Here is a 6,769-nt window from a genome sequence, read left to right as displayed (position 1 = left end):
CCCGTCCTTCATGAAGAAGGTCGTCAGCGTCGATCAGACCGAGGACGGGAAGCTGCACTGGAAGGCGAAGATCTTCTGGTCGAGCCGGACCTGGGAGTCGACGATCGTCGAGCAGGTGCCGGACGAGCACATCGTGTGGCGGTCCAAGGGTCCGAAGGGACACGTGGACGGGACGGTCAGCTTCCACGAGCTGGCGCCGAACCTGACCCGCGTGCTGCTCGTCCTGGAATACCGCCCCGCCGGTCTCTTCGAGCGGACGGCCAACCTCTGGCGCGCCCAGGGACGCCGCGCCCGTCTCGAACTCAAGCATTTCCGCCGCCACGTGATGACGCAGGCGCTGACCCGTCCCGACGAGGTCGAGGGGTGGCGCGGCGAGATCCGCGACGGCGAGATCGTCACAACCCCCCAGTGAGGAAGCGAATCATGAAACGCGGAAGCCGGATGGGCCGCTCGCCCGTCGGAAACATCACCAAACGGCTGCCCGGCCGCCGTAGCAGGCGGCTTCCCGGCCTGAACGGCCTGGGCAGCATGACGAAGAACCTCCCCGGCAAGCGCACCGCCGGAACGGCCGGGGGCCTCCTGCTCGGCGCGGGCGCGGCCGTCGCCGCGAACCGTGCGATCAGCGGACGCCGCAACGGCCAGGACCCGGCCGACGAGGCGGACGCGCCGAAGAACGAGCAGAAGCAGAAGAAGCAGAAGAAGGGCCAGGCCAAGGCCGCGGAGAAGACCTCAGAGCAGTCGGGCCCCGGGGTGTTCGGACGCCTCAAGGGCACGGCCGCCGGCGTCAAGGACACCGCCACCGGCGTCCTTCCCGGCATCGGCCAGAACGGCTCCAAGAACGACGGCAAGGACGAGGGCAAGGACGCCGCCAAGGGCGGCGGCGGCAAGGGCGGCGGGAAGAAGGTGAAGGTCACCAACATCGTCGAGCACATCGACATCGGTGCCCCGCGCCGCCTCGTCTACGACCAGTGGACGCGGTTCCAGGACTACCCGTCCTTCATGAAGAAGGTCGTCAGCGTCGATCAGACCGAGGACGGGAAGCTGCACTGGAAGGCGAAGATCTTCTGGTCGAGCCGGACCTGGGAGTCGACGATCGTCGAGCAGGTGCCGGACGAGCACATCGTGTGGCGCTCCAAGGGCTCCAAGGGGCACGTGGACGGGACGGTCAGCTTCCACAAGCTGTCGCCGAACCTGACCCGCGTCCTGCTCGTCCTCGAATACCACCCGCAGGGCCTCTTCGAGCGGACCGCGAACATGTGGCGCGCCCAAGGCCGCCGCGTCCGGCTGGAGCTGAAGCACTTCCGCCGGTACGTGATGACGCAGTCGCTCACGCATCCCGACGACGTCGAGGGCTGGCGCGGCGAGATCCACGACAGCGAGGTCGTCCGGACGCACGATGAGGCGCTGGACGAGGAGGAACGCGACCGCAAGGAGCGCGACAAGGAGTACGAAGAGGCCCGCTGACCTCCCCGCGCCCCCGCGCTCCGGGCGTTCGGCTCGCCCGGCTCGCTCGGCGTCCGCCCCGGATCATCGCCCCCGGGGCGGGCGCCGGGCGTCGCATCCCCGCTCCTCTGGTTGGCTGGGGTGAGAGTTTCCTGGCGGGGAGTTGAGGGACAGTGGCCTAGGCGACGGATGGCCCGCGCGTCGCGCGGGCCATCGTCGGCGTCGTGCTGACGTCGTTCGCCGAGGTCTACCTGCTCGCGGCGCCGTCGCGGACGGACGGCGTCGCGCAGGTCGGAACGGCGGTCGTGCTGGTCGCGCTGGTTCTCGCGCTGCAGCTCGTGTGGGTCGTCCACGAACGCGGAGGTCAACCAGGTCGCCATGGCGCTGATCATCGCGTTCACGGCGATCGCCGTGGTGAACACCCTCGCGATGGCCACCTCCGACCGGGCCCGCGAGTTCGCGCTGCTGCGCCTCGTCGGGACCACCCGCCGCCAGGTCATGCGGATGCTCGGCTGGGAGACCCTCGCGATCGTCGCCGTCGCGGCCGTCCTCGGCACGGCGATCGCCCTGGCCACGCTCACCGCGTTCAGCGCCGGGATGACGGGCGGGGCGCCACACGTCCCGCCGCTCGGGCACCTGGGCGTCCTCGGCTGGGGCGCTCTCCTCGCCGTGATCGCGACCGTCCTGCCCGCCCGGCTGGCCATGGCCGCCCGCCCCGCCGACACGATCAACACCCGCGACTAGCCGCCCGCCGCGCCCTCGCCCTTGGCACAACCTCGGTACATATGCTTGCGTATATATATGCGCTCGTGTATTTTCGAGGTGTGGTCAACAGCGTGCAACAGCGAATGACGGCGATCTCGGAGCCGAACCGGTTTCGGATCGTCGAGTTGCTCAAGGACGGCCCGCAGCCGGTGGGCGCGATCGTCGACGCGCTGGGCCTGGGCCAGCCGCAGGTGTCCCGGCATCTGCGGTTGCTCGCCCAGGCGGGCGTGGTCGAGGTGACCAAACGGGCCCAGCAGCGGATCTACCGGCTGCACCCCGAAGCGATGCGCGAGCTGAGCGACTGGGCGCAGGGATTCGCCGCCCTGTGGTCGGAGCGGATGGACCGCCTCGGCGCCTTCCTCGAAGACGACGGCCGCGCACCCGGCAAGGCGAACCAGCAAGGAGGTTGAACATGCCCGAAGGGACCGCGGACGGCATCGTGATCGACAAGTCGAGCAACACCATCCATATCAGCCGCACCTACGCCGCCGGCGTCGAGCGCGCCTGGTGGGCTTGGACCGATCCCAAGGCGATCGCACGCTGGTGGGGCCCGCAGGGCTGGGCCGCGACCGTGTACGAGATGGACGTGCGTCCAGGCGGGCGCTGGCGGTTCCAGATCGCGCCGGAGGACGGATCGGCCGCCCCGGTCCGCAGCATCGCCACCTACAAGGCGGTCGTCGCCCAAGCCGAGCTGCGCTACGACGACGAGTTCGCCGACCAGGCGTGGCAACCCGACGGCACCGGCACCTTCCCCACCGCGGTCACCTTCGTGCCGGCCGGCACCGGCTGCACCGTCGAGGTCACGGCCGGCTTCCCCGACGGCCGGGCGCTGCAGCGGGCGGTCGAGCTCCAGATGGCCGAAGGCTACGCCGAGGCCCTGGACCGGCTCGGCGACCTGCTGGACGCCCCGCACACCGGCACACCTTCACCCGAAAGAGAGACGATCATGTCCGACCTTCGCACCGTCACCTCCGCCGACGGCACGGCCATCGCCTACCAGAAGACCGGTTCCGGCCCCGCGATCATCGTGATCAGCAATGTCGCCGAGGACCACACCGGCGTCTCGGGCGTCGCGCAGGCGCTGTCCGGACACTTCACCGTCGTCAGCTTCGACCGCCGCGGGCGCGGCGCCAGCGGCGACCCCCAGCCCTACGACCCGGCACGCGAGATCGACGACATCGCGGCACTGATCGATGTCGCGGGCGGCTCCGCGGCCTTGACCAGCGGCTCGGGGGGCTGCGGCCTCGCCCTCGACGCCGCCAGTGCGCTGGGCGGCAAAGTGACAGGGCTCTACCTGTACGAGCCGCCCTTCATCGTCGACGACTCCCGCGCTCCGGCGCCCGCCGACTACCTCGAACACCAGGAGGCGCTGATCGCGGCGGGCAAGCGCAGCGAGGCCGTCGAGTACTTCATGACCGAGATGATCGGTGTCCCCGCCGAGTACATTCCCGCGATGAAGCAGGACCCTTCCTGGGACGCCATGGCCAAGTACGCCCACACCTATGCCTACGACGGCCGCATCATGCGCGGGCTCCAGGACGGCAAACCGCTGCCCGCCGACCGCTGGTCGATCGAGGCGCCGATCGCGGTGGCCGTCGGCGGCAACGGCGAGGCCTTCATCCGCCAGGCCGCCAACGCGCTGGCCGCACTCCTGCCGAACGCCACCGTGCTGACCCTGCCCGACCACGACCACTCCGCGTTCTGGATGGCGCCGGAACCGGTCGCCGAACAAGCACGCGCCTTCCTGCTCGGATGACGACCACCTCCATCCCCGCCCCCTAACGGCGTCATGGGGCGGGGATGGCTCATTCGGTCGAGGCTTCCCCGGCCGCTGTCAGAGGCCGGGGGCATACTGGCGGGCATGGCATCTGTGCCGCCTCTGACCGAGCGCGGCGTCGAGTTCGTCGAGAAGCCGGAGGAGCACCCGTACGGCATCGACTCCTCGTTCCGCGACCCGTCCGGCAACCACATCCGCTTGACGCAGGCGTACTCAAGGCCCTGAGCGCCGCCGCCCGCCGACCGGCCATTGCGCGCTCTCATGATCATGTTCTCTTTGCGGACGGTGATGGCGAGAAATCCTAATTATCCGTTATGGATGGTTTTCGGAGGGTCCATCATTTCGGTGGGCGGCGTCCGCGAGAAATGAGCCCACCCGGAGGCAAAGGGCGCGGCCGAGAAGGGGTGGGAGGTGAAATGTCCGGGGCTGCGGGGGTGTGAACCCTGGTGCGGACAGGTCAGGGGATCGTGGCGGAGCCGTAAGTGATCGCTTCGGCGCGAAGGTTCGGTGCGGGCCGCGCCGGAGGCGCTTGACCTTCGCGGGATTCACCCCTGGTCACAGCCGTCACGGCAACCTCGGAGGCGTGCCCGCTCTGCGTATTCGCTAATGTCCTCAATGGCAATGCGGACAGGCCCGTATTTTGGGTTTCTGGCCGCCCCCGGAGTGCCAGGTCTAGGTTTGCCGTAACGCGTGCGCGAGCGCCCGTGCGAGCGGCGCCGGCCGCCCCCCGAAAGGAGTGTCAGGCCGATGACCGATGGCACCCCCGGCCCGGAGCAGGGGCCCGAGACGAAGATCAACACTGATGTTCCGCAGTCCGCCCGGATCTGGAACTACTGGCTCGGCGGCACCGACAACTACGAGGTCGACCGCATGGCCGGCGACCAGTACGTCTCGCTGTACCCGGGCATCGTGCCGCTCGCCCGCGCCGGCCGCTACTTCATGGACCGCGCGATCAGGTTCCTGATCCACGAGCGCGGCATCCGCCAGTTCATGGACTGCGGGACGGGCCTGCCCACGGTCGACAACACCCACGAGATGGCCCAGCGCGCCGCCCCCGAGGCGAGGGTCGTCTACGTCGACAACGACCCGCTCGTCCTCGCGCATGCGCGCGCCCTGATGACCGGCACGGACGAGGGCCGCACCGCCTACATCGACTGCAACCTGCACGATCCCAAGACGATCCTGGACAAGGCGGCGGAGACCCTCGACCTCTCGCAGCCGGTCGCGCTGCTGCTCGTCAACGTCATGGGGCACATCGTCGACCCCGACGAGGCGATGGGCGTCGCGCGCGGGCTGATCGGCGGCCTGCCGTCCGGCAGCTACCTCATCCTGGACGACTGCACCGACGACAACGAGGCGTTCAACGCCGCGCAGCGCTTCTACGACGACACCGACGCCATCCCTTACCGGCTTCGCAGCCACGAATTCCTCTCCGGTTACTTCGACGGGCTGGAGGTCGAGGAGCCGGGACTCGTGACGGTCAACGAGTGGCGTCCGGACGTAGGCGTCGAGGTCGAGCTGCTGCCGACGCTGTGCGGGGTGGCCCGCAAACCCTGACGCGGAGCCGTCCTCCACGGAAAGATCGACGGTCTTGCGACCTCCGAGGCGGAGACCTTCCACGGAACGTCGCGGACGGTTCCCTTCCCGGCGCAATCTGTGAAGGTATAGTCGATACGGCCGCTCACGCCGTCCCCCCTGATTGGAGTCCCCTTGGCCTCCGTCACGATCACCGGAAGACAGTCCACCGGCTTCCACGGAGACCCGCTCGTCCCCAGGCTGCTGCTGGCGCGACGGCTCCGTGCGCTCCGCGAGTCGGCCGGCATCGGCCGGGCGGAGGCGGGGCTGGCGATCGGTGGTTCCGATTCCAAGATCACAAGGCTGGAGCTGGGCCGCTCCGGATGCTCGGAGCACGACGTCGCCGCGCTCCTCACCCTCTACGGCGCGGACGGCGGCGAGCGCACGACCCTGCTGGCGCTCGCCGAGCAGACCACGGCCCGCCCCTGGTGGCACGCCGACGCCGACATCGTCCCGGTGTGGGTGCGGTCCTATTTCACCGCCGAGCAGGCGGCCAAGCTGGTCCGGACGTTCGAGCCGCAGTTCGTCCCCGGCCTGCTCCAGGCCGAGGAGTACGCCCGCGCGCTGATCGATCGGATCTACCCGGAGCGGGAGGTCGAGCGGCGGGTCGAGTTCCGGATGCGGCGGCAGCGCGTCCTGCGCCGCCGGCCCCGGCCGCTCAACCTGTGGGTCGTCCTGGACGAGCGGGCCCTGTGGCGGCCCATCGGCGGCCCGGCCACGATGCGCGCGCAGATCCGGCACATCATCGAGCTGTGCAAGCGGCCGAACGTCACCGTCCAGATCGCGCCGGGCGGGATCTGCGGCCGGGTCGAGGGCGACGGGCCGCTCACGCTCGTCCGGTTCCCGCAGCAGGGCCTGCAGGACATGGTCTATCTGGAGCGAACCGACAGCGCGCTGTACCCCGTCCGCCGGGTGGAGATCGAACGGCACTGGCACGTGTTCAACACGCTGGTGACCGAGGCCGCGCCGCCCGAGCGCACGGGCCGGATTCTCGCCGGGATCCTCGCCACTTACTGACCGTTTCCGCCGGTCATCGCCTTATTCGCGCACTGCCGCACCGGCTCGCGATCGGCGCCCGGGAATGAGCCATGGCAAACGGCGCTCGCATGTCTCGTGGATCACATATTCCCGTCTGACCACTTCCGGTCTATATTCGTAAATAACGGATATTCGGGAGGGTCCGCGCGGTTACCAGGGGACGTACGCCGC

At 69.5% G+C, this 6,769-nt stretch carries 8 protein-coding genes; all 8 read left to right on the top strand.

Annotation, left to right across the window (positions count from 1 at the left end):
• Positions 1-412, top strand: a 412-nt coding sequence (locus tag ETD83_RS19300) for an SRPBCC family protein (protein WP_138646530.1), incomplete at its 5' end; no start/stop codon positions are given.
• Between the two features lie 11 nt (positions 413-423).
• A complete protein-coding gene (locus ETD83_RS19295) occupies positions 424-1,464 on the top strand; it encodes an SRPBCC family protein (RefSeq protein WP_230421023.1) in 1,041 nt (346 codons plus the stop codon).
• Positions 1,465-1,821: 357 nt separating this feature from the next.
• Positions 1,822-2,187: an ABC transporter permease gene (locus ETD83_RS19290; RefSeq protein ID WP_138646529.1), complete on the top strand. Its 366-nt coding sequence runs from the start codon at positions 1,822-1,824 to the stop codon at positions 2,185-2,187.
• A 104-nt stretch (positions 2,188-2,291) separates the two neighbouring features.
• Entirely contained in the window at positions 2,292-2,618 is a 327-nt protein-coding gene (locus tag ETD83_RS19285) for an ArsR/SmtB family transcription factor (RefSeq protein WP_138646528.1), read from the top strand.
• 2 nt (positions 2,619-2,620) lie between these two features.
• Positions 2,621-3,964, top strand: a complete 1,344-nt coding sequence (locus ETD83_RS19280; protein WP_138646527.1) for an alpha/beta fold hydrolase — start codon at positions 2,621-2,623, stop codon at positions 3,962-3,964.
• 105 nt (positions 3,965-4,069) lie between these two features.
• Positions 4,070-4,210, top strand: a complete 141-nt coding sequence (locus tag ETD83_RS19275; protein WP_205717765.1) for a VOC family protein — start codon at positions 4,070-4,072, stop codon at positions 4,208-4,210.
• A 522-nt stretch (positions 4,211-4,732) separates the two neighbouring features.
• Positions 4,733-5,542, top strand: a complete 810-nt coding sequence (locus tag ETD83_RS19270; protein WP_138646526.1) for an SAM-dependent methyltransferase — start codon at positions 4,733-4,735, stop codon at positions 5,540-5,542.
• Positions 5,543-5,695: 153 nt separating this feature from the next.
• The gene (locus tag ETD83_RS19265) at positions 5,696-6,577 is read left to right on the top strand and encodes a helix-turn-helix domain-containing protein (protein ID WP_230421022.1); all 882 of its coding nucleotides are present in this window, start codon (positions 5,696-5,698) and stop codon (positions 6,575-6,577) included.
• Positions 6,578-6,769: the final 192 nt, after the last annotated feature.

The sequence above is a fragment of the Actinomadura soli genome, assembly GCF_005889715.1.
GTDB classification, from domain to species: domain Bacteria; phylum Actinomycetota; class Actinomycetes; order Streptosporangiales; family Streptosporangiaceae; genus Spirillospora; species Spirillospora soli.
This window is presented reverse-complemented; position numbering and strand designations above follow the sequence as displayed.